18 protein-coding genes are annotated in these 21,042 nt (G+C 46.1%); 9 read left to right on the top strand and 9 right to left on the bottom strand.

Annotated elements, in window-relative coordinates:
• Positions 1-16 precede the first annotated feature (16 nt).
• On the bottom strand, positions 17-532 hold the full coding sequence (locus tag BWI96_RS05355; protein ID WP_157830220.1) for a hypothetical protein: 516 nt from the start codon (positions 530-532) through the stop codon (positions 17-19).
• A gap of 210 nt (positions 533-742) precedes the next feature.
• Positions 743-3,568 (bottom strand): DNA polymerase I, encoded by a 2,826-nt coding sequence (polA, locus tag BWI96_RS05350; RefSeq protein ID WP_106635649.1) that lies wholly within the window; start codon positions 3,566-3,568, stop codon positions 743-745.
• 138 nt (positions 3,569-3,706) lie between these two features.
• Here polA and BWI96_RS05345 point away from each other — a divergent pair, with 138 nt between their 5' ends.
• Positions 3,707-4,228 (top strand): NADPH-dependent FMN reductase, encoded by a 522-nt coding sequence (locus BWI96_RS05345; RefSeq protein WP_106635648.1) that lies wholly within the window; start codon positions 3,707-3,709, stop codon positions 4,226-4,228.
• Between the two features lie 57 nt (positions 4,229-4,285).
• Here the strand turns inward: BWI96_RS05345 and BWI96_RS05340 are convergent, their stop codons facing one another.
• Together BWI96_RS05340 and BWI96_RS05335 are read right to left on the bottom strand one after the other, a co-directional pair.
• Complete coding sequence (locus tag BWI96_RS05340) at positions 4,286-4,456, bottom strand: FeoB-associated Cys-rich membrane protein (RefSeq protein WP_106635670.1); 171 nt, start codon at positions 4,454-4,456, stop codon at positions 4,286-4,288.
• 101 nt (positions 4,457-4,557) lie between these two features.
• Positions 4,558-5,361, bottom strand: coding sequence for an inositol monophosphatase family protein (locus BWI96_RS05335; protein WP_106635647.1), 804 nt, complete (start codon positions 5,359-5,361; stop codon positions 4,558-4,560).
• Between the two features lie 341 nt (positions 5,362-5,702).
• Here BWI96_RS05335 and BWI96_RS05330 point away from each other — a divergent pair, with 341 nt between their 5' ends.
• Both BWI96_RS05330 and BWI96_RS05325 read left to right on the top strand, forming a co-directional pair.
• The gene (locus BWI96_RS05330; protein WP_106635646.1) at positions 5,703-6,761 is read left to right on the top strand and encodes an AI-2E family transporter; all 1,059 of its coding nucleotides are present in this window, start codon (positions 5,703-5,705) and stop codon (positions 6,759-6,761) included.
• A gap of 21 nt (positions 6,762-6,782) precedes the next feature.
• Entirely contained in the window at positions 6,783-7,229 is a 447-nt protein-coding gene (locus tag BWI96_RS05325) for a DoxX family protein (protein ID WP_106635645.1), read from the top strand.
• 531 nt (positions 7,230-7,760) lie between these two features.
• Here BWI96_RS05325 and BWI96_RS05320 read toward each other — a convergent pair.
• Entirely contained in the window at positions 7,761-9,887 is a 2,127-nt protein-coding gene (locus BWI96_RS05320; RefSeq protein WP_106635644.1) for an alpha-L-fucosidase, read from the bottom strand.
• 335 nt (positions 9,888-10,222) lie between these two features.
• Here BWI96_RS05320 and BWI96_RS05315 point away from each other — a divergent pair, with 335 nt between their 5' ends.
• Positions 10,223-11,167: an alpha/beta fold hydrolase gene (locus BWI96_RS05315; protein ID WP_106635643.1), complete on the top strand. Its 945-nt coding sequence runs from the start codon at positions 10,223-10,225 to the stop codon at positions 11,165-11,167.
• 63 nt (positions 11,168-11,230) lie between these two features.
• The gene (locus tag BWI96_RS05310; protein WP_106635642.1) at positions 11,231-11,875 is read left to right on the top strand and encodes an epimerase; all 645 of its coding nucleotides are present in this window, start codon (positions 11,231-11,233) and stop codon (positions 11,873-11,875) included.
• Here the strand turns inward: BWI96_RS05310 and BWI96_RS05305 are convergent.
• Together BWI96_RS05305 and BWI96_RS05300 are read right to left on the bottom strand one after the other, a co-directional pair.
• The gene (locus BWI96_RS05305; protein ID WP_106635641.1) at positions 11,872-12,426 is read right to left on the bottom strand and encodes a GNAT family N-acetyltransferase; all 555 of its coding nucleotides are present in this window, start codon (positions 12,424-12,426) and stop codon (positions 11,872-11,874) included. The two genes, BWI96_RS05310 and BWI96_RS05305, sit on opposite strands and share 4 nt — an antisense overlap.
• A 4-nt stretch (positions 12,427-12,430) precedes the next feature.
• Positions 12,431-12,781: a hypothetical protein gene (locus tag BWI96_RS05300; protein WP_106635640.1), complete on the bottom strand. Its 351-nt coding sequence runs from the start codon at positions 12,779-12,781 to the stop codon at positions 12,431-12,433.
• A gap of 210 nt (positions 12,782-12,991) precedes the next feature.
• Between BWI96_RS05300 and BWI96_RS05295 the strand changes: the two genes are divergently transcribed.
• On the top strand, positions 12,992-13,930 hold the full coding sequence (locus tag BWI96_RS05295) for a M20/M25/M40 family metallo-hydrolase (RefSeq protein WP_232793583.1): 939 nt from the start codon (positions 12,992-12,994) through the stop codon (positions 13,928-13,930).
• Positions 13,931-14,188: 258 nt separating this feature from the next.
• On the opposite strand, the gene ctlX is transcribed toward BWI96_RS05295, so the two are convergent.
• The gene (gene ctlX / locus BWI96_RS05290) at positions 14,189-15,121 is read right to left on the bottom strand and encodes a citrulline utilization hydrolase CtlX (protein WP_106635639.1); all 933 of its coding nucleotides are present in this window, start codon (positions 15,119-15,121) and stop codon (positions 14,189-14,191) included.
• Between the two features lie 15 nt (positions 15,122-15,136).
• A complete protein-coding gene (locus BWI96_RS05285) occupies positions 15,137-16,567 on the bottom strand; it encodes an arginine deiminase family protein (RefSeq protein WP_106635638.1) in 1,431 nt (476 codons plus the stop codon).
• Between the two features lie 715 nt (positions 16,568-17,282).
• On the opposite strand from BWI96_RS05285, the gene sufC reads away from it, so the two are divergent.
• The 3 genes from sufC to BWI96_RS05270 all read left to right on the top strand — a co-directional run bounded on the left by sufC (position 17,283) and on the right by BWI96_RS05270 (position 21,038).
• Complete coding sequence (sufC, locus tag BWI96_RS05280; RefSeq protein ID WP_106635637.1) at positions 17,283-18,041, top strand: Fe-S cluster assembly ATPase SufC; 759 nt, start codon at positions 17,283-17,285, stop codon at positions 18,039-18,041.
• A 71-nt stretch (positions 18,042-18,112) separates the two neighbouring features.
• Positions 18,113-19,429 carry a Fe-S cluster assembly protein SufD gene (sufD, locus tag BWI96_RS05275; RefSeq protein ID WP_106635636.1) on the top strand — a complete coding sequence of 439 codons (1,317 nt, stop codon included), beginning with the start codon at positions 18,113-18,115 and terminating at the stop codon, positions 19,427-19,429.
• Positions 19,430-19,799: 370 nt separating this feature from the next.
• Complete coding sequence (locus BWI96_RS05270) at positions 19,800-21,038, top strand: SufS family cysteine desulfurase (protein ID WP_369804071.1); 1,239 nt, start codon at positions 19,800-19,802, stop codon at positions 21,036-21,038.
• Positions 21,039-21,042: the final 4 nt, after the last annotated feature.

Here is a 21,042-nt window from a genome sequence, read left to right as displayed (position 1 = left end):
ATAAAATCTAAGATAATTACTTAGGAACAACGTAGAAATTCAGGTAAGAACCTGCTGGTAACGATTGCCCAAAAGCTTGTGCTCTTGCCACAATTAATGCATCAATTCCGGTAGGATTTGTTACGTTAATATTGTATTTGAATGTAGCACTATTAGCTGTCACAGGATCTGCTACGTAAGTCAAGGTCGCTCCAGTCGAAGTAACCATGGTAATCGTTTTGTTGTCAGAACCTAATGTCCACGTTCCTGTTTCAGGTTGTGTAGAGCTTGGGTCTAATGAGCTTCTTTCAAACTTACCGTCGCTTTTGAATGTTACGTAAAATGTACCTAAAGCATCAATTAAATTAGTAGTACTTCCTTTAGTGTACACATTAAGCGTGATTCCCGCTGGAGTTTTCCCCTCCACTTTTTGAGCTTGCCAGCTTTTGGTAAGATTTGCTTTTACTGTTGCTGACGAATCCGTTTCGTTATCCTTCTTGCAACCAAAAACTAAAGCGGCTGATAAAGCCAGGAACATTAAGCTATTTTTCATCTAATTTTTTGTTTCGTTTGTGGGGGATTGGAGATCAATCGCTAGCGAACTGAAAAGACTTCCTTTCCGGGGTTTGAGTTTAGTATGTACGTAAAAAGCTTTGAAATAGCTTTAAGGCTACTCTATTCAGTTAAAAACCTCATAAGACAGTCGATTGACGACCAACCTTTCAGGTCTTTAACGTTTGGTTGAGCCCGCTTATTGAATGGGTTAGTGGGCTTCCAGCCAATTTTGTCCAACGCCCATGCCTGTTTCCATTTTCACAGATAACGGTAAGGCATGAACCATCAAATCATTAACCCTTTCCCGGAGGTACTCTAGTTCGCTTACATGTGCGTCGAAAACCAATTCGTCATGCACGGTGAGAATCATGCGGGATTTCAGTTTTTCTTTTCGGATAAAATCCTGCACTTTCACCATGGCGACCTTCATAATGTCCGCAGCCGAACCCTGAATGGGAGCATTAATGGCGTTACGCTCGGCATACCCCCGATCCGTCTGATTACCGGAGTTAATGTTTGGTAAATAACGGCGACGACCTAAAATGGTTTCGGCAAAGCCCGTTTCACGAACTTTACTGATGCTTTCATCCATGTATTCCTTAACCGCCGGAAATTCACGGAAATAGTTATCGATCAGTTCTTTAGCTTCCGTCCGAGATACCTCTACCTGCTGTGAAAGTCCAAAGGCTGACACGCCGTAAATAATACCGAAGTTTACCGTTTTGGCTTTCCGCCGCATGTCTGAGGTAACCTCTTCCAGCGGCACATGGAATACCTTACTGGCTGTGGCCCGGTGAACGTCCAGTCCTTTGTTAAAGGCTTCGGTCATGCTGGCGTCGCCCGAGAAAGCCGCCATGATGCGTAACTCAATCTGCGAATAATCGGCAGAGAGAATAACGTGATCGGCATCGCGGGGAATAAAGGCTTTTCGAATTTCCCGACCTCTTTCCGTCCGAATCGGAATGTTCTGCAAGTTTGGATTCGTGGAAGAAAGCCGTCCCGTAGCCGTCACGGCCTGATTAAAACTGGTGTGTAGCCGTCCCGTTTTGGGAGAAATAAGAGCCGGCAAAGCATCGACGTAAGTGGATTTTAATTTCTGCAACTCACGGAAATCCAGAATCTTACGTACAATTTCATGCTTGGACTCCAGACTTAGCAGGACATCTTCCCCCGTCATGTATTGACCCGTTTTGGTCTTTTTCGCTTTGGGGTCAAGGTGTAATTTTTCGAATAGAATTTCTCCTAATTGCTTCGGGGAGGAAATATTAAACTCTTGTCCGGCCAGCTCCCAGGTTTTTTGCTGCGTGTCCCGAAGGTCGGTATCGAGTTGATGGGAAAGCTCGCTCAGGAAGTTTAAATCCAGCCGAACCCCTTCCGATTCTACCTCAGACAGCACCCGGGCCAGCGGCATTTCCACTTCTTCAAATAGCGAAACCAGTTTCTGATTCTGTTTGAGCATGGGGTTTAATACTTCCTTCAGTTGCAGGGTAATATCTGCATCCTCAGCGGCGTATTCCTTGATTTTTTCCAAGTCAACGTCCCGCATATTCCCCTGATTCTTGCCTTTTTTGCCAATCAGTTCTTCAATGGCAACGGGTGTATAATTCAGATACGTTTCGGCCAGAATGTCCATACCATGCCGTTTTTCCGGCTCAATCAGGTAATGGGCCAACATCGTATCATAGAGCTTTCCTTTTACCTCAATGCCGTAGTTGGCCAGAACGGTCAAGTCGTACTTGATATTCTGAGCAATTTTCTCGACTGCTTCGTTTTCAAAGACCGACCGAAAATCTTCTACAATGGCCTGAGCCTCTTCCTGATTTGTGGGAACAGGGACGTAGAACGCCTCCCCTACGCGATAGGAAAAGGATATACCGATTAATTTCGCTTCGATGGCTGACAGATCGGTGGTCTCCGTATCAAAGCAGATGGCCTCCTGTACATTCAGGTAATGAGCCAGCGACTGGCGTAATTCGGGCGTATCGATTAACTGATAATCATGAACCGTATCGTGAACGGTTCGGCGAACGGTGGAAGTTTCCCATTGCGTAGCGACTTCCGCACTTGCTACTTCCGTTACGGGGGCGGCTCCAAACAGATCCATCTGAGCCGTGGGGGCTTTGGCTTTGGGTGCTTTCGCAGCAGGCTCAGGAGCGGGTGTTTCATCGCCTAACATCCGTTTGCGAAGCGTTCTGAATTCCAGTTCGTCCAGTAAAGCTGACAGCATTTCCCGATTGGGTTCGCAGATTTTCAGAGCTTCCGCATCAAACTCAATCGGAACGTTTTGCTCAATTAACGCCAGTTCTTTCGATAATAAGCCCTGCTCCGCAAACGTGCGTACATTTTCCGCCATCTTGCCTTTTAACTGGTCAACGTTCGCAATCAGGTTTTCAACGGAACCATATTCGGCAATCAGCTTTACCGCCGTTTTTTCTCCAATGCCCGGAATGCCCGGAATGTTATCAACCGCATCGCCCATTAGGCCCAATAAGTCAACTACCTGATCGACATTGGTAATGCCCCAGCGTTCACAAACCTCTTTGGGACCCATGATCTCGACATCCTTACCCATAAAGGCAGGTTTGTAAAGCTTTACGTGCTCCTCCACTAACTGACCATAGTCTTTGTCGGGAGTCATCATAAATACCTCAAAATCGCCAACGGCTGAAGCTTTTTTTGCCAGCGTTCCGATGATGTCATCTGCTTCGTACCCATCCAGAATCAGAACCGGAATGCAAAGGGCTTCACACAAACGCTTCACGTAAGGAATGGCAATGGTAATATCTTCCGGCTGTTGCTGACGCTGAGCTTTATAAGCCTCAAAACGCGTGTGCCGAAAGGTGGGTTTGGGAGTATCAAAAGCAACGCCCAGGTGCGTTGGATTTTCTTTACGGATAACTTCTAATAAGGTATTTGTAAAACCAAAAACGGCACTGGTGTTCATGCCGGAGGTGGTAATACGGGGAGTTTTGGCGAAAGCGAAGTGTGCCCGGTAAATCAGGGCCATCGCGTCCAGAAGAAATAGTTTTTTCATGCAATCGCTGCTTTTCTGGCTTGCAAGTTAAGGTATCCCAAGCCGCTTTCAGTTATATAGGTGGGAATGAATTTCGTGAGGCTTTGGTGAGCTTTTTCAGAAAAGAAGGGGTTCTACCCTTACCTATCTTTTATTCGAATGAAAAATACCCACCAAATCCTTGCCATTTCTGGCAGTTTACGTGCTGCTTCAGTTAATAATCAGATTTTAGAGAAACTCTCCACTCAGATTCCGGCAACCATTACCTGGAATAGTTATCAGGAATTAAAGCAGATTCCAGCTTTCAATCCTGATTTACAAGTATTACCGGAGTCGGTTGAGCGTTTCAGAAATCAGTTATTACAGGCCGATGGTATTCTGATTTGTACGCCTGAATACGTATTCGGCATTCCCGGATCACTCAAAAATCTACTGGACTGGACGGTCGGTTTTTCATCGGGCGAATGGGCCGAAAAACCAACCGCTTTGATTACAGCCTCAACTTCGGGTGAAAAAGCTCATGAATCACTTCAGTTTATTCTGAATGTATTAGGAACGCAGATTTCTGAAGAGACCAGCGTATTAATTTCCAACGCTCGCAAGCGATGGAATGATGCGGCTGTCGAACAGCAATTAACTTCCGTTTTACATACATTGATTCAGCATATGCAGAAGCGATAAAGTCAAAGAAAAACCCCGACCAGCAGGCCGGGGTTTCGTAGTAATGATCGGGAAGCCTTACTTCTTCGGTAATGCCTCCACGTGTATATCTTCAAACTTAGTAACCCCACAGGAACCACAGCCTTTCGCACAACCGCCCGACTTTCGCAGGCTAAACTGCTTTCTGAACTGATTACCCATGTAGGCTAAAGCTCCCAGAAATAAAAGGATAATGATAGCGGTTTCCATAGTCTTCTTAATTTTCCAGACAACGTTCAAAAGGATTCTTTTTGTTCAGAAAAAGGTAATAATCTTCAAACACCTCAGAATTCAAACCTTTTCAAACCCGATTACTCTCCTAAACTTTCCCGAATCATGCGAACCAGCTCGTCATGCACCAGGCCGTTCGAGCTGATGATTTCGCCGTTGGCCAGGTAACTGTCGCCGCCTTTCATATCGGTTACTTTACCCCCTGCTTCTTCCACCAGTAACACCCCAGCCGCAATATCCCAACTATTGATGTTATACTCAAAATAACCTTCAAACCAGCCCCGAGCGGTATAAGCCAAATCCAGAGCCGCCGAACCGATGCGACGGAACCCGTGCGATTCGCGGGTGATTTTCAGAATCATGTCCATGTACGCATCCGTTTTCTGATTCTGGCGACTGGGGAAACCACAAGCCAGCAGGCTATGACGAATTTCGCTTACTTTCGAAACCACCAGTTGTTGCTTGTTCATCCAGGCTCCGCCGCCTTTCCAGGTATAGTACATTTCATCGCGGAAAGGCTCGTAAATTACGCCTGCTACGGGTTTACCGCCCTGTAATAAGCCAATACTCGTACAAAACTGCGGATAGGCGTGCAGGAAGTTAGTCGTGCCATCGAGCGGGTCGATTACCCACACCAGATCCTGATCTTTGGCCTGCTCTACGGTGCCTTCTTCGGTAATGAATCCTGAACCCGGAATCAGCCCCGATAACCCTTCTACCAGACGCGTTTCAGTTTCTTTATCGACGTAGGAAACCAGATTAAAGTTCTCGCCATATTTATGCTCAATTCGGGTAGAATCAAAATGCTTCAATTCGGCTAACATGAACTCCCCGGCAGCTTTGGCCAACTTGGTGACTTCCAGGGTAATTTTCTCAAAACTCATAGGGTATCGTGATTTAACAATTGCTTGCGGCGTGTCTTTAAGTTCTTGTCATTATTTAATGATAGATGGTTCAGTTGTAAAACCTGAATATCAATCCATTAACAACCGTAGCGGCGGCCGCTAAAAATAATCAACTATTTAGTATCGCTGGTAACGAATCATCCATCAACTCGTTTGTAAAGACAAAGTAACGATTATTCAAATGAACCTGCCCTTTCCGAATCGTATTAAGTTAAAACCAGGTATTGTTTTTTAAGAAATCATACTGCCCTTATCATTAAAAATGGTAAGCTTTGCCCGTCTGGCCATTCACGAACGTTATTCCTTCAATTCTACCCCTTATGTCATCCATATATACCCCCAAACAGCAGCGTTATCTGCTTATTTTTAGTCTGATCGTTATTTCAGGATTTATCATTGCCGGGTTACGTCAGTATATTACGGCTTTCTTCGGAGCCGCCATCCTATACGTTATTTTTCGTCCCTGGCTTACTAATCTGGTTAATAAAAAGAAGCTTAACCGTACGTGGGTTTCCGTAGGCTTATTACTCTTTTCAATCATCGTCATTATCATTCCCTTTCTGGTGCTGAGTTTGTTACTGGCCGACCGGGTGAGGTATTACAGTCAGAATTATGAAGATATTCTGAAACTGGTAGAAAAAATTGAGGATCTGACGGGGATTTCCATTACTGATCAAAACAGTATAAAATCCCTGATTCAACAGGGAGCTGGCTGGGCCAGTCAGCAGTTTCCCAGCATCATTGGAGGCACGCTGGACGTATTGATTATTCTTGGCCTACTCTTCTTTACGCTTTACTACATGTTTACGCAGGAAGAAAGTTTTCTCAATGGCCTGAAGCGTTACCTTCCCTTTGACTCCAATACCGACCAGGAACTAGGCGAAAGCTTGAAGAACATGGTGAATGCCAACATCCTTGGTCAGGGCCTGATTTCTCTGATTCAAGGGATTTTAACAGGAATTACCCTCTGGATTTTTGGCACGCCCGACGCTGCTTTCTGGGGAACCGTTACTTTCTTTTTGAGCTTCATTCCCGTTTTAGGAACGCCTATTGTCTGGGGACCTGCCGGGTTAATCGCCATCTCTCAGGGTGATACGGGCCGGGGCATTGGAATTTTGTTGGTAGGAGCGATTGTGTTAACGAATGTCGATAACGTCTTACGCATCATTCTGGCTAAACGGATGGGCGATGTTCACCCCCTTATTACCCTGACCGGCGTGGTATTGGGCGTACCACTTTTCGGAATTCTGGGATTGGTCATTGGTCCCCTTTTAATTGCATACCTGATTGTTTTATTCAAGGTTTTTGAGCGAACGAATCGGCAATTAATCGCGGAAGAAAAGCAGGAAAGGACTATTTTTAAGGGGCGGGATGAATGAGAATAATCCTAACTGTTGCTTATGAAGCCCTTGTATGTTTTACTGATCGTCACGTTGCTTACGTTACTTGTGCTCTGGCTGGCCTCGGGAGAATGGCACCTTCGCTTTGCTGGTAATGTAGGCATGAGCGTAATGCTCCTCTTTACGGCACTGGGACATTTTATGTTTCCGAAAGGCATGGCGGAGATGTTACCTCCTTTCGTTCCCTATCGGGTCCCGCTGGTTTATGTAACGGGCGTTATTGAAGTAGCCGCGGCCATTGGTTTGATGATTCCCAGCTTTCGTCACTTGACTGCTTTGTGGCTTATGCTGTTTTTCATTCTGATTTTACCAGCCAATATTTATGCGGCCTTTCATCGTATCGACTATCAAAAAGGCACAACCGACGGCCCCGGCCTTGCGTATCTTTGGCTCCGAATGCCGCTGCAATTGTTCTTCATTGGCTGGGTCTGGTTTTTCAGTTTTTAGTTTACGGTTTTCAGTACCCTCTAATAATAATCATAACCCCTCCGGGGTTTAATCTGAATAGCCCCGGGTGGAACCCGGGGAATCTCGTAACAACAAACGCATTACCCCAGATTGTTATTTAGATTGGTCTTATTTACAGAAACCCCGGTCTGAACGGAACCCAGATTATCATCCGGGGCTATTCATAATTAAACTCCTCCAGGGTTCTATTTCCTCTAACCCAAAGCCAGACTAGGCCACCCCGGATTATCATCCGGGGCTATTCATAATTAAACCCCTCCAGGGTTCTATTTCCTCTAACACAAAGCCAGATTAGGCCACCCCGGATTATCATCCGGGGCTATCCATAATTAAACCCCTCCAGGGTTCTATTTCCTCTAACCCAAAGCCAGATTAGGCTACCCCGGATTATCATCCGGGGCTATTCATAATTAAACTTCCGGGGTTGTGTATTCTCTAACCCAAAGAGCCGGTGAAACCGGCCTCTTTGGGTACCAACGCAATTGAAAACTGAAAACCGTAAACGGAAAACTACTTCAATTTCCACTCCAGAAACAGGTTTGGTAACTCCAGATCCTGGTGCGGGGAAGACGGGTCGTGCAATTGCCAGCTTACGTCATTACTCAGTTCCAGAGGAATCCGATCCAGTCGTTTCCGATACATGACCTGTGGTACCTGATCGGTAATGGACAGCGGTACCTGCTCATGGTAACGATTATAAAGTTTCACCAGTAACTGATTGGAACCTGTTTTCAATTTAAGTAAAACCAGATCACGGGTAGAGTCGGTTTTGGCCCGGTTGCTATGGAGTAAAAGCTGCTCGCCGTTCAGCCAAACCCCGATACCATCACCGCTTAAAATTTCAACCATCAAATTCTGAGGGCGGTCGGTAGTTAACTCCTGTAGTACGAACCAGCTTTGTGAAGGTTCGGCAGGAAGCTGACGTACTTCACTCCGGTTAATTTCCTTCCAGGTCGGACCTTCCCGCAGGGGCCAGCCCTTGGATGGATCAATCGTTAATACACTTCCCCAGCCAATGCCCGTTCCTTTGGCCTGATTTAGATACGTCGGCCCCCAGGTTACCTTTCCGGTTTTGGCCATCTGATAAGGTTCACCATCGTCAAGAATGATGGAACGACGTACCCCATTTACATCCAGATCAATGCTTTTTCCTTTTTCTTCATCCGAAAAAACAACCAGGGGATGAACGGCAGTAGTTTTTGGAATTTCAAATCGCCAGGATTCCTTAACCGTAGTTCGGTAATAACTGTTGTAATCTACCCCGCCAATGCTGTACTCATGCTGAGCATTGGCATGGGATAAAACCAGATTTTTCTGAATGGCATTCACCTGAATAATATTAGCCGGAGCTACCTTAAAGTCATCGCTAAACTCAACCACTACTACCGGAATATCTTTAACCGACTTGATTTCAGCGGGTAAGATGATCTGAATATCGTTACCAACGCGTTTGAAAGAAGCTGTCTCACGGGGTTTGCCGAGTACATGGATAATCTGCAAATTTCCCGTAATTCCGGGCAGAGTAATCGTTCGGCCAGAGGGCATGCCCAGCAGCGACAAATACAGCTTACGTCCTTTCGTCGTTACCTCACCCCACTTGAATGGATTCGGGAAGGGATCGGCCTTAGTGCCATACACCGCCTCGCCATTTTGACGGAGCCAATCCCCCATTTTCAGTAATACGTCCCGCTCAAATTCTACTACGGTTCCATCGCCACGAGGCCCGATGTTCAACAGATAATTTCCGCCCCGACTCACTACTTTCAGTAAACTCACTAATTTTTCACGAGCTTTATCATCCGCCGAGCCGTGCTCCTGCCAGGAACGATACCCCCAGGTTTCATCATAGATCGAAGCGGGCGTTTGCCAGGGCGTCGCGATTTTGTAGTTCGGGTATTCATTATCTCCCATCACGCAGAAATCCCCGGCCTCATTACCAATGCGACCACTAACCATACAGTCCGGCTGTAGTTCGTGCACTAAGTCGGCCAGTTCCTGGCTTTGAGTCGGGGTTTGCGAACCCATGTCAAACCATAACTCGGAGATAGGTCCGTAATGGGTTAATAGTTCACGAACCTGATTTTTGTTGTACTCGTGATGAGCCGCCGGAATGGGATCAGAGTTACTGCTGGAAATGGGATAAGCTGCCGGAAAATGCCAGTCAATGATGGAGTAATAAAGCCCAAACTTCATGCCTTGGCGTTCACAGGCCTCGGCCAGCTCTTTCACTATATCACGTTTATACGGAGTAGCATCCACGATGTTGAACTTCGTGAAAGCGGATTTAAACATACAAAAACCATCATGGTGCTTGGATGTTAATACCACCGAACGCATCCCCGCGGCTTTCGCCAGAGCTACGACTGAATCAGGATTCCAGAGTTTAGGATCGAAGTTTCGGACCACGCCTTCATACGTATCGCTGTATAAGCCAGGTGCATGGGCCCTAATTTGTTCACTATATCCCCGGGTTACGGGCTTTCCTTCCCAAACACCCCCCAAAGCCGAATAAGCCCCAAAGTGAATGAACATGGAATATTTGTCATTCTTCCAGGTTTGCAAGGCCTTCGACGCCTGCTGGGCCCAGGAACTAAAGCTGCAACAAAGGGTTAAAACAATCAGTACTATTCGGTTCATAAAGACAGCAGGTTTAATGGGTTTGAACTGGTTTGAAGGCTTCCTTTCGGGTTAAATTGCTAGCATTGCGGTGGTTACAATTACATCCGCAAAACCTAAGAGCTGGATGTACATGAGGTCTGATTAACTAATGATCAGTCCTTTCCAACCCCATCAAACTTCAAATTAACGCTAACCTCCTCAAACTAAATCAACCCGTCTCCACAGGCGGAGTGGTTAGTATTGTAGGTAATCGAATGGCGTATGCTTTGTTTAATTAATTCGTGAATTACCGATTTATTTTCATCTCTTGGAACATTTCTTTTTGCTCTGTTCTCTTAGAATCTGCCTCTATTATGAAAATCAGCCCTTTCTTACTCTCTATTTTTTTGTCCTTGCTGGTTGTTTCGGGTTACGCTCAGGAAATTCAATACCCCTACCCCGTCCATATTTTTCGCGTTAATCAGGAACAGAAAACGGTAGACATGGCCTACATGGACATTCCGGCCCAAGGAAAAGCGAATGGAAAAACGGCCCTGCTTTTTCACGGAAAGAACTTCAATGGTATATACTGGCGGGAAGTGATTTCTTTTCTAAGTCAGGAAGGTTACCGTGTTATTGTTCCCGATCAGGTCGGTTGGGGTAAATCCAGTTATCCCGATTTGCATTACAGTTTTCATGCGTTGGCGAGTACGAATAAACGATTACTGGATTCGCTGAATATTACTAAGGTAACCCTGATTGCTCATTCCATGGGTGGCATGCTGGCTACTCGCTTTACGTTAATGTTTCCTGAAAAAGTGCATCAGCTCATTCTGGAAAACCCGATTGGTCTGGAAGATTACCGAATCATGGTGCCTTATGCTCCGCTGAACGAATTATATACCAATGAATTATCGGCCACTTACGAGTCCTATAAAAAATACCAGCAGAGTTATTACCCGCAATGGAAACCCGAGTATGAAGAATGGGTAAAGGTGCAAGCTTCGGCGTTGAAAGATCCCCGCTTTAAAGAAATTGCCTGGGTTAATGCTCTGACCTACCAGATGATTTATGAGCAACCCGTTTGTTATGAATTCAACCGCATCCGTGTGCCAACGTTATTAATCATCGGTCAGGAAGACCGAACGATTGTGGGAAAGAATCGCGTTCCCAAAGAGCTTGTGAGTCAATACGGACAGTACCCGGCTCTGGGCAAGCGTACGCAGCAGCAAATCAAAGGCAGTAAGCTCGTGGAGTTGCCCGGCGTAGGCCACATTCCGCACATCCAGGACTTACCCGCATACACGAAAGGTCGTTAGTTTCCTAAAGTAATCACTTAAATTCCTGAAGTTCTTCTTTAGGAATTTGTAAACTTACTCCACATGAAAGTTATCATTACAGGAGCTACCGGAATGGTGGGCGAAGGAGTTTTGCATGAATGCCTGCTTCACCCAGCTGTCACGAAGGTTTTGATTATTAACCGAAAACCTTCGGGCATCAGTCATCCGAAAATGCAGGAGATCGTTCATCCAGATTTTTTTAACCTTGCTCCCATCGCTCCACAGTTGAGCGGTTACGATGCCTGCTTTTTTTGCCTTGGCGTGTCGTCGCTAGGCATGAAAGAACCGGAATATCGACGAATTACCTACGACTTAACGATGCACTTTGCGGAAACGCTGGTGCAGCAATCACCGCATCTGGTCTTTACGTATGTTTCGGGGGCGGGTACGGATCGCTCGCTGATGTGGGCCAAAGTCAAACGCCAGACCGAAAACGATCTGGCGAAGTTGCCCTTCAAGAATACCTACGCTTTTCGTCCGGGTTTTATGAAACCCACACCAGGGCTCAAAAATACGCTTGGCCTCTATACGTTCATCAACTGGCTTTATCCCGCCATGCGGAAGTTTTTCCCAGACTCCGTAAGCACACTGGCCGAATTAGGTCAGGCCATGATTAATTCCGTTTTGAAGGGCTATCCTGCTCGGGTATTAGAGGTTCGGGATATCGTTAAACTGGCTCACGCTTAGCCGACTCGTTGTTTTTCAGGATCGAAAATCATTCCCGTACACAAACAATAACGTCCCTGGGTGCGAGTCAGGATGTCGTAATTTTTACAAATCTGACAACCCTTCCAGAAGGCGGGGTCATGAGTTAGCTCATCGAACGCAACAGGCTGAAAACCCAGTTTCGTATTTACTTTCATTACGGCGGTTCCGGTCGTAATCCCGAAGATTCGGGCTTCAGGAAAAAGCGAGCGACAATACCCAAACAGTTTGGTTTTCAATAACTCGGCCAATTTTTTACCCCGAAATTGTGGAGCTACAATCAGGCCGGAATTGGAAACAAATTTTCCTTCTTCGTACATTTCCCAGAAACAAAATCCCGCCCAACGCCCCTGCGAGTCTACGGCGATTAAGGCCTGATGCTGCTGCATTTTCTGACGAATATCTTCCGGCGAACGATCACCAATGCCCGTACCCCGAGCGACGGCACTTTCCCGCATGGCTTCACAAATTTGTTCGGCCCAAACGAGGTGTTTGGTGGAGGCTTCCTCTATTATAAACGGTTGGTCTTCCATAATTTTAAGGTAATGAATGCGTAATCTGACGGCGGTATTCTTCGTGTAAAGCGTAAGGCATGAGCCGAAGTAATACCTCACGGGAGTTGGATTGGGTATACAGAAGATTCTCCAGACCGTATACGTAAACTGAACATACGGCGTTCTGAGTAGAGCTGGAACCTTCGGTTAAAAGATCATTGGCCACCAGAAAACAATGCCGAACGGCGATGAAATCGTGCGTATCGGCATAATGCCGGGTGAGTTTTAATAGTTGAGTAGTAAGTCGATAGGCACTCAGGTGACACGAGTCATTCTCGAAATCGGGAAGATGCGTTTTCAGCAGATGCCATAAATCCAGTTGCAAATCTTCCATCGTAATTAACTTTGATTTGCCTCTACTCTTACCAAACAACAGCCAGCCCGCAGTAAATTTTATAAAACGTTATTAGTCAATTCATTACTCTTTTCTTTAGTAACCAATGGCTTTCCGTTTTGAAAGGTTTTCTTTTTCAAAATGAAAAAAAGAAGGAGTCACCGCCAGGACAGCCTTACTTTTGAAATCCATTATTAACACTTCTGTTCTGTGAAAAAACTGATTGCACTGCTGGGTTTGCTAGCCTCCAGTCCACTCTTCGGACAAGATTATCTTCCCTCGACGGATCGTATCTCAACCCATATTAAAACCTTGGCCTCAGATCAGATGAAAGGCCGTGGAACGGGTAGCAAGGAAAATGATAAAGCCGCTCAGTACATTACCAAAGAGTTTCGAAAACTGGGCTTATTACCCATGGGGTCAGAGGGGTATTGGCAACCTTTTACGGCTCGAGTGAAGAAAGTAGTGGTAACGGATAGCTTGCGTAAAGCCAAGAACGTCATTGGTTTTATCAATAATCGGGCGGCCAATACCATTGTCATCGGTGCTCATTACGATCACCTCGGCATGGGTCGGCAAGGCAGCTCGCTGGAACCTAACCCCGAAGGTAAAATTCATAACGGAGCGGATGATAATGCTTCTGGTGTGGCGGGTTTGCTGGAACTGGCTCGTTATTTCTCGAAAAATGGGGTAAAAGAAGAATATAACTTTCTGTTCATTGCTTTTGGTGCTGAAGAGCTTGGCTTGCAGGGTTCGCGTTACTTCCTGAATAACCCTACGGTACCCCTCGATCAACTCAATTTCATGATCTGCATGGACATGATTGGTCGCTACAATCCCGAGCGAGGTGTAGGCGTGGGTGGTGTAGGCACCAGTGACGCCTGGCCGGGAATCTTTGAAGGCCAGGAGGCTTCCATCAAATATTTCACGGATCGGGCCGGAAATGGCGGCTCGGATAATGCGGCTTTTTATGCGAAAGGCATTCCAGTTTTATTCTTTCACACGGGCGGTCACGAGGATTATCACAAACCTACCGACGATCCCGAAAAGATTGATCTGAAATCAGAAGCGGGCATTCTGGATCTGGAGATTAAGGTTATTGAAAAGGCCCTGAAATTGCCAAAAATGACCTTCACCACAGTTCAGTAATAAAAAACGGGAATCGATCATACCTCGATTCCCGTTTTTGTAGAGACGTCCATTTATGGCGTCTTTGCCGGGAAATGGCGATAATAAAAAGGTAACCAAAACCGCCTTTATATCACTAGTGCAAGATGGGAATCTCGCACTAGTGAGTGTTTTTCAAACGTAGAGACGTCCATTTATGGCTTCTTGTCTGGGAATAATATTAGTTTAAAAGTACCCAAACCCGCCTCTACCCAGACGCGATGAAGTCGCGTCTCTACCTTAATATTTAACCGGCAGGTGAATCTCCGCAATCATGCAACGAGCCGAACCGCCACCGTTGCTTTCGATGATGCTCAGGTCCGTGTGTAAAATCTGGCAGTAGTCGTCAAGCGAATCAATCTGTCGGGGCGTCAGGCTTTCATAGGCCTTCGTCGACATCATCAAAATCTGCTCTCCTTTCGTATTGCGAATCTGGAGCATATTACCCGCAAAATGCTTCATCTGATCCAGTGTAATTTCAATAATCTGCCGACCGGATGTTTCCAGTGAACTCCGTACGATAAACTTCTCGTCAGGATCGGGAATCGCATCCAGACAAATGACCGCGAACATGTCACCAATGCACATCAATACGTTGGTATGGTAAATGGGGCGACCCAGCTCATCTATAGCGTGGAATTTTACCACTTCGTAGTTCATCTGCAAGGCAAAAGCATCCAAAACTTCTTCGTTCGTGCGAGGAGAAAGGCAGGCATAAGCAATCTTGTATTTCCGATCCAGAACCATCGATCCGGTACCTTCCAAAAACTTGCCTTCGCTCTCAAAAGCCGTTAAATCTACCCGGCGATTGATGTAAAAATGCTCTTCAATCTGTTTCAGAATATCCTCCCGTCGCTCTAGCCGACGGTTCTCCGCCTGCATCGGATAGGTAATCACCGTTCCGTTGAAATGGAAACTCACCCAGTTATTCGGAAAAATGGAGTCGGGCGTGTAGGGTTCAACCGTATCCTCAATGACCAGCACGTTTACGCCTTTGGCATGTAATAAACGCACCATTTCGTCAAACTCTTCGAGAGCTTTCTGCTGGGCAATTTCTTTGGTTTCATCCGCCGCGTGAACATCCTGAAAAGCGTTGGAAGACGCGGTTTGTTCGTTAAATCCAAACCGTACGGGCCGGATCATTAATAGGTTACTTGTGGACTGCGTTCTCATGGTATTAAATAAGTGCTAGCTACGCAATAAAGGCATTGACATACAGTGCGAACCACCCCGGGCCCGGGATAATTCGGCACTGGGTAACATAATAAAGGTATCCGTCAGCGTGTCGGGTGAAGTAATGCCCTGCTCAAATTCCTGTAATAAATCAGCCGCCCGAACGGTACGAAATCCCTGCTGACGGAACGCTTCAAGGGTTTTATCGTTACGATCGTACCCAATCACTACGCCTTCTTTCAAGGCCAGCAGGTTGCAGGAGTCCGTCCATTGCTCACGGGCCCCGTAAGGGAATTCGTTATTACCCGAATAGATAAACCTTACCTCCTCCGGCGAGCAGCCTAAATCTTCAACGCTGATTTGAATGAGTAACTCTTCCAGACTAGCCAACTCGCGGGTAGCCGTTTCTCCTTTAAAGAACTGAACAATTTTTACGTCATCATCTAACTTAGGCGGAATCAGCCCACTCATGGTGGGATCAATCTGATCTTCGCCGTGGCGGCCTTGCTTGAGTAAGGACCCTAACACCACCCAGACGTTTTTCTTTACCTGCGTACAAACCGTATCGAGGTGCATATAATCCCGCTTGAAGGGAATTTTCACGACGGTAATCTTATCGACTACGTGCTTCTCAAACAGAATTTTAATGGCCTGCTGAGCCGCAAAAACCGTCGTCCGTTCCGAAACGCCAATGACCAGGTGATTTGGTGCAACGATCATTACGTCGCCGCCTTCCAGCGTGGTTTTGTTGTAATTCTTTTCGTTATCGGGTAACAAAAAGTACAGTTCATTGTCGGGTAACTCAATAATTTTCCCGCGAAGATCGGCGAAAACCGGGTGCGTATAAAAGATGTATTGAGCTAGTAAGGCTTCCCGCGTGCGGGCCTGTTTGGCCGGTTTATTCAGCAGAAAATGGTCATTGATGGTAATGCCAATGTCCCGCGTAAAAATAAAATTTGGTACGGGAGCAAAAAGCATTTCGCCTGCGGGTGTCGTTCCCGAAATCAGCGTTTTGGCCAGTTCCACGGAAGACAGCTCACTCAACTCATTCTGCGTGGTGTACCATTCGTGTTCAACGGCACAAATCGCCGCGATGAGTTTGGTTTTCACCTGATCATTATCCAGGATATCGGCCAGCAGTTTCTGAAATTCAATGACTCTGCTGGAATTGAAATATTCAGGATGATCGGGCTTATAAAAGGATCGCTTGGGGTCAGCATCAATAGCGGCAAGTTTGCCCTTGATTTTCTCAGGATCGAGAAAGTATAGAAGAATTTTAACGTAATAGTCGTACTCGTCTTTTCGCATCGTATCCAGATGCACAATGTCTTCGAATAGCCAGTCCTGAGCCTTGGAAGGGACTACCTTCCCTAATCCTGAATCTGGACTGTGAATGAGCAGGCGTTTTAAGGTTCCTACTTCACTCGAAACTGAAATGGATTGCATACACTACATTTTTGGACGGGAATCAGGCGGTGATTAAGGACAAGATTTGCTCGTCGGTTTATTAGGTTTTCGTTGATACCGTCTTTGACTCCCTATACATGGTTGGCCGCAAGTTAAACGCTTTCTGCAAAGTGAAAAATTTCATTTCCAGCTCAAATTGCCAAAAATGGGCCTATTGCTTTTAAACCCAGAAAAAAGTTTTCGGGATGATCATTCTTAAAAGGCCAAAATTCGCCTGCTGAGGGGATTTTGGGTAACGGTTGCCACCCTTCTGAATGGATCATACGCGAAGCAACACGGTTACTTGGCGAAACCTGTGTTGTTTTTCTTTATTCAAAACCCCAGCGGGGTTAAACTATGGATAGCCCCGGGCTGGATAGCCCAGAGGAAGACTGTCAGTGGCCCGCATTGCATACGGGTCCTGCAAATGGAGGTTATGAGAACAAAATAAATCAAGGTTATCAGATAGATCATGGTATGGGTTCCCCTTTCCCCGGGCTGGATAGCCTCGGAGGTGTTATACTTCTATTGTAGGAATACCCCCTAAAAATCTTCATTTAATCCCCCCCTATTTTTCTCTTTATCCACCAGTAACTTCCTGATTTTAGGAGAACCAATCTTTTCAAAAGCAAGTTATCCTTTCACAAACAGCGTTCTTTTAACTGAGAACCTGTACCTTTGCAGTTTAGAACCACTTACTTGACACAAAGCAGCTATGCTTAAAATAGAGAACCTTCAGGCATCCATTGGGGAAAAGCAGATTCTGAAAGGCATCAATCTGGAAGTGAAACCCGGTGAAGTTCACGCGATTATGGGCCCAAACGGCTCGGGTAAGAGTACCCTGGCTTCTGTTTTGGCGGGTCGTGAAGACTACGACGTAACGGGCGGTAGCGTACTTTTTGAAGGCAAGGATTTGCTCGAACTGGCTCCTGAAGAACGGGCCGCGGAAGGTATTTTTCTGGCATTCCAGTATCCAGTAGAGATTCCCGGTGTATCGACTACCAACTTTTTGAAAACGGCTCTGAACGAGATCCGAAAATATCAGGGTCAAGAGCCACTCGATGCGGTAAGCTTCCTGAAACGCATGAAGGAAAAAATGAAGCTGGTTAATATTGATCAGTCTTTATTGAGCCGTTCCCTGAACGAAGGCTTTTCCGGCGGTGAGAAAAAACGCAATGAAGTATTCCAGATGGCAATGCTTGAACCCAAGCTAGGCATTCTGGACGAAACGGACTCTGGTCTGGATATCGATGCCCTGCGTATCGTGGCAGAAGGCGTTAATACCCTCCGCGATGGCGAACGCTCGTTCATCGTAGTAACTCACTACCAGCGTCTGCTGGATTACATCGTCCCTGACTTCGTTCACGTTCTTTACAAAGGCCGTATCGTGAAATCCGGTACGAAAGAACTGGCTCTCGAACTGGAAGAAAAAGGTTACGACTGGATCAAGGCGGAAGTCGACGCTCTGGTTTAATTGATTATGAAGAATGGACCGTGGAGAGAACTCTCCATTCAACATTCTCAATTTTACATTCAACGATAGTAATGACTACTCCGATTGATTTTAAAGCCCAGTTGATCGCCGAATTTCAGCTCAACGAAACCCGACTCAACGGTGAAAGCCGTAGCTCGCTTCATCAGCGACGCCGGCTCGCCCTGTCGCGTTTCGAGCAGTTAGGTTTTCCGACGATCAGACATGAAGAGTGGAAGTATTCGAACGTCAAAAATCTCGTTAGTCAGGAGTTTAATATTACTCCTTCGGCTGAGATCTCGCACGACCATCTGACTTCCCTCGAAATCCCGAATCTGGCAGGAAATATACTTTACTTTATCAACGGTCAGTATCAGCCCCAGCTTTCGACCATCGTGTCGCCCGCTGACGAAGTGGAGATTCTGACCTTTGCCGAAGGATATAAAAAATATCCCGCGTTAGTTGAAGAGCACTTTGCCAAATATGCCGACGATTCAAATGATGCTTTTACGGCTCTGAATACGGCTTTTGCTCAGTACGGTGCTTTTATTCACGTGACCAAAGGCAAAGTTGTAGAAGCTCCGATCATTCTGCGGTTCATTTCTGATGCCCGTACCGAAAATGTAGCAGTTCAACTGCGTAACCTGATTATCGTGGAAGAGCGAGCTTCGCTGAAAGTAGCTGAATCGTTCCGAACATTGGGAGAATTTGCTTCATTCACGAACACCGTTACGGAAGCCTTTTTAGGCAAAGAAGCCAATTACGATCACTACAAGGTTCAGGACGAATCAGAAAAAGCCTTCCACATTGGCACCACTCAGGTTCACCACAATGATAAAGCGTTGAGTTACGATACAACCGTAACCCTCAACGGGGGCTGGGTTCGTAATAACCTGAATCTGGTTATGGGTGGAGAGTACGTAGAAGCTCACCTGACGGGCCTGTACCTGCCTAATGGCAAACAACACATTGATAACCATACCCTGGTAGATCACGCAATGCCTAACTCCTACTCAAACGAGTTGTACAAAGGCATCATGTTTGATAAATCGACGGGTGTTTTCAACGGTAAGATCTTCGTTCGCGAGGATGCCCAGAAAACCAACGCCTACCAGAGCTGTAAAAACGTGCTGGCTTCTCCAGATGCCACCATGAATACCAAGCCTCAGCTGGAAATCTACGCCGACGACGTGAAATGTTCACACGGAACGACGACGGGTCAGATGGACGAAGAAGCGTTATTCTATTTACAGTCCAGAGGTATTCCTAAAGACAAAGGTCGTGCTTTATTAATGCTGGCTTTTGCAGAAGATGTAGTGGAGAAAATCAAAATCCCAGCCATCCGGGAATATCTGGAATCCGCTATTGCTAAAAAAGTAGGCGAAGTCTAATCACCTGATTCCTTTGTCTTGTGACCGAAACGATGGATTTATCCCAATCACCAATCGTTTCGGTCATTTTTTTAGAAAATAGGTTACTCTAGTAAAAAGATAGACTCTTACAGGTAATATCTTCACCTTTCGAAACTCTTTTCAAGCAATCTTGATTAGTAGAGTTAGGTTAGTGGAGTTTAGAGTTTGGGGTTAATTTTATAAGCCATTACCAAGCGTTCTTAACTCCAAACCAACTGTAAAGTAAAGAATCTTGATTAAGTGTAGGGGATTCATAGCGTTCGCCGCTGTGGTTTTGAGGTCTTGGGAAAATTAACTCAAAACACGAAACCTTTAACCCCAAACGCATCAGCAACCAATTCCCAGTATGATGACTACAACCTCCGCAGTTAGTTTTGATATTGAACGCATCCGGGCTGATTTTCCCATTCTGGATCAGGAAGTAAACGGCCGCAAACTGGTTTACTTTGATAACGCCGCTACGACCCAAAAGCCCGTCGCGGTGATTGAGGCTCTGATGAATTATTATCGGGGCTATAATGCCAATATTCACCGCGGTATTCATACGCTGGCTGAAAAAGCTACGGCTGATTTTGAAGCGTCCCGTCGGGCCGTTCGTGATTTTCTGAACGCTCCTTCGGCAGAAGAAATTATTTTTACCTCCGGCACCACCATGGGGATTAATCTCGTGGCTCAAACGTATGGTCGTCACTTTCTGAAAGCAGGTGACGAAATCATTATTTCCGGGCTGGAGCACCATTCCAACATCGTTCCCTGGCAAATGCTGGCGGGTGAAAAAGGGTTAACCGTTCGGGCGATTCCCGTTCTCGAAAATGGAGAACTGGATATGGAAACGTTCGATACCATGCTTTCCGACCGCACGAAGATCGTTGCGGTGAACCATGCTTCCAATTCATTGGGCACGGTGAACCCCGTTAAGGAAATCATTGCCAAGGCTCACGCCGTCGGTGCGGTGGTATTAGTAGACGGAGCCCAGGCCAGCAGCCACCTTGAAATTGACGTCCAGGATCTGGATGTCGATTTTTATGCTTTCTCGGCTCACAAACTCTACGGCCCTACGGGCATCGGTGCATTATACGGCAAGCGGGCTTTACTCGAAGCCATGCCTCCATACATGGGTGGCGGGGAAATGATTAAAGAAGTAACGTTCGAGAAAACGACTTTCAATGATCTTCCTTATAAGTTCGAAGCCGGTACCCCGAACATTGCCGACGTAGTTGCTCTGAAAACCGCTCTGGAATACATTAATTCCATCGGTAAATCTACTATTTCGGCTTATGAAAATCATTTACTGACCTATGCAACAGAGCAGGTAAGTCAAATAGAGGGTGTTCGGATTATTGGTCAGGCGAAAGAAAAAATCTCGGTATTGTCCTTCGTTCTGGAGGGTATTCATCATCAGGACATCGGTATCATCCTGGATCAGCAAGGCATTGCCGTTCGAACGGGTCACCACTGCACCCAACCAGTCATGGATCGTTTCTGTATTCTGGGAACCACACGGGCTTCGTTCGCTTTTTACAATACCATTGAAGAAATTGACAAATTAGTAGCGGGTTTACACCGGGTGAAAAAGCTCATGGCTTAATTTA

Source organism: Siphonobacter sp. SORGH_AS_0500, assembly GCF_002838835.1.
Taxonomy (GTDB): Bacteria; Bacteroidota; Bacteroidia; order Cytophagales; family Spirosomataceae; genus Siphonobacter.
This window is presented reverse-complemented; position numbering and strand designations above follow the sequence as displayed.

What these genes read in the sequence shown, in the direction of transcription:
- BWI96_RS05355 (WP_157830220.1), bottom strand. Translation starts at nt 532, where the DNA reads ATGAAAAATAGCTTAATGTTCCTGGCTTTATCAGCCGCTTTAGTTTTT.
- polA (WP_106635649.1), bottom strand. Translation starts at nt 3,568, where the DNA reads ATGAAAAAACTATTTCTTCTGGACGCGATGGCCCTGATTTACCGGGCA.
- BWI96_RS05345 (WP_106635648.1), top strand. Translation starts at nt 3,707, where the DNA reads ATGAAAAATACCCACCAAATCCTTGCCATTTCTGGCAGTTTACGTGCT.
- BWI96_RS05340 (WP_106635670.1), bottom strand. Translation starts at nt 4,456, where the DNA reads ATGGAAACCGCTATCATTATCCTTTTATTTCTGGGAGCTTTAGCCTAC.
- BWI96_RS05335 (WP_106635647.1), bottom strand. Translation starts at nt 5,361, where the DNA reads ATGAGTTTTGAGAAAATTACCCTGGAAGTCACCAAGTTGGCCAAAGCT.
- BWI96_RS05330 (WP_106635646.1), top strand. Translation starts at nt 5,703, where the DNA reads ATGTCATCCATATATACCCCCAAACAGCAGCGTTATCTGCTTATTTTT.
- BWI96_RS05325 (WP_106635645.1), top strand. Translation starts at nt 6,783, where the DNA reads ATGAAGCCCTTGTATGTTTTACTGATCGTCACGTTGCTTACGTTACTT.
- BWI96_RS05320 (WP_106635644.1), bottom strand. Translation starts at nt 9,887, where the DNA reads ATGAACCGAATAGTACTGATTGTTTTAACCCTTTGTTGCAGCTTTAGT.
- BWI96_RS05315 (WP_106635643.1), top strand. Translation starts at nt 10,223, where the DNA reads ATGAAAATCAGCCCTTTCTTACTCTCTATTTTTTTGTCCTTGCTGGTT.
- BWI96_RS05310 (WP_106635642.1), top strand. Translation starts at nt 11,231, where the DNA reads ATGAAAGTTATCATTACAGGAGCTACCGGAATGGTGGGCGAAGGAGTT.
- BWI96_RS05305 (WP_106635641.1), bottom strand. Translation starts at nt 12,426, where the DNA reads ATGGAAGACCAACCGTTTATAATAGAGGAAGCCTCCACCAAACACCTC.
- BWI96_RS05300 (WP_106635640.1), bottom strand. Translation starts at nt 12,781, where the DNA reads ATGGAAGATTTGCAACTGGATTTATGGCATCTGCTGAAAACGCATCTT.
- ctlX (WP_106635639.1), bottom strand. Translation starts at nt 15,121, where the DNA reads ATGAGAACGCAGTCCACAAGTAACCTATTAATGATCCGGCCCGTACGG.
- BWI96_RS05285 (WP_106635638.1), bottom strand. Translation starts at nt 16,567, where the DNA reads ATGCAATCCATTTCAGTTTCGAGTGAAGTAGGAACCTTAAAACGCCTG.
- sufC (WP_106635637.1), top strand. Translation starts at nt 17,283, where the DNA reads ATGCTTAAAATAGAGAACCTTCAGGCATCCATTGGGGAAAAGCAGATT.
- sufD (WP_106635636.1), top strand. Translation starts at nt 18,113, where the DNA reads ATGACTACTCCGATTGATTTTAAAGCCCAGTTGATCGCCGAATTTCAG.
- BWI96_RS05270 (WP_369804071.1), top strand. Translation starts at nt 19,800, where the DNA reads ATGACTACAACCTCCGCAGTTAGTTTTGATATTGAACGCATCCGGGCT.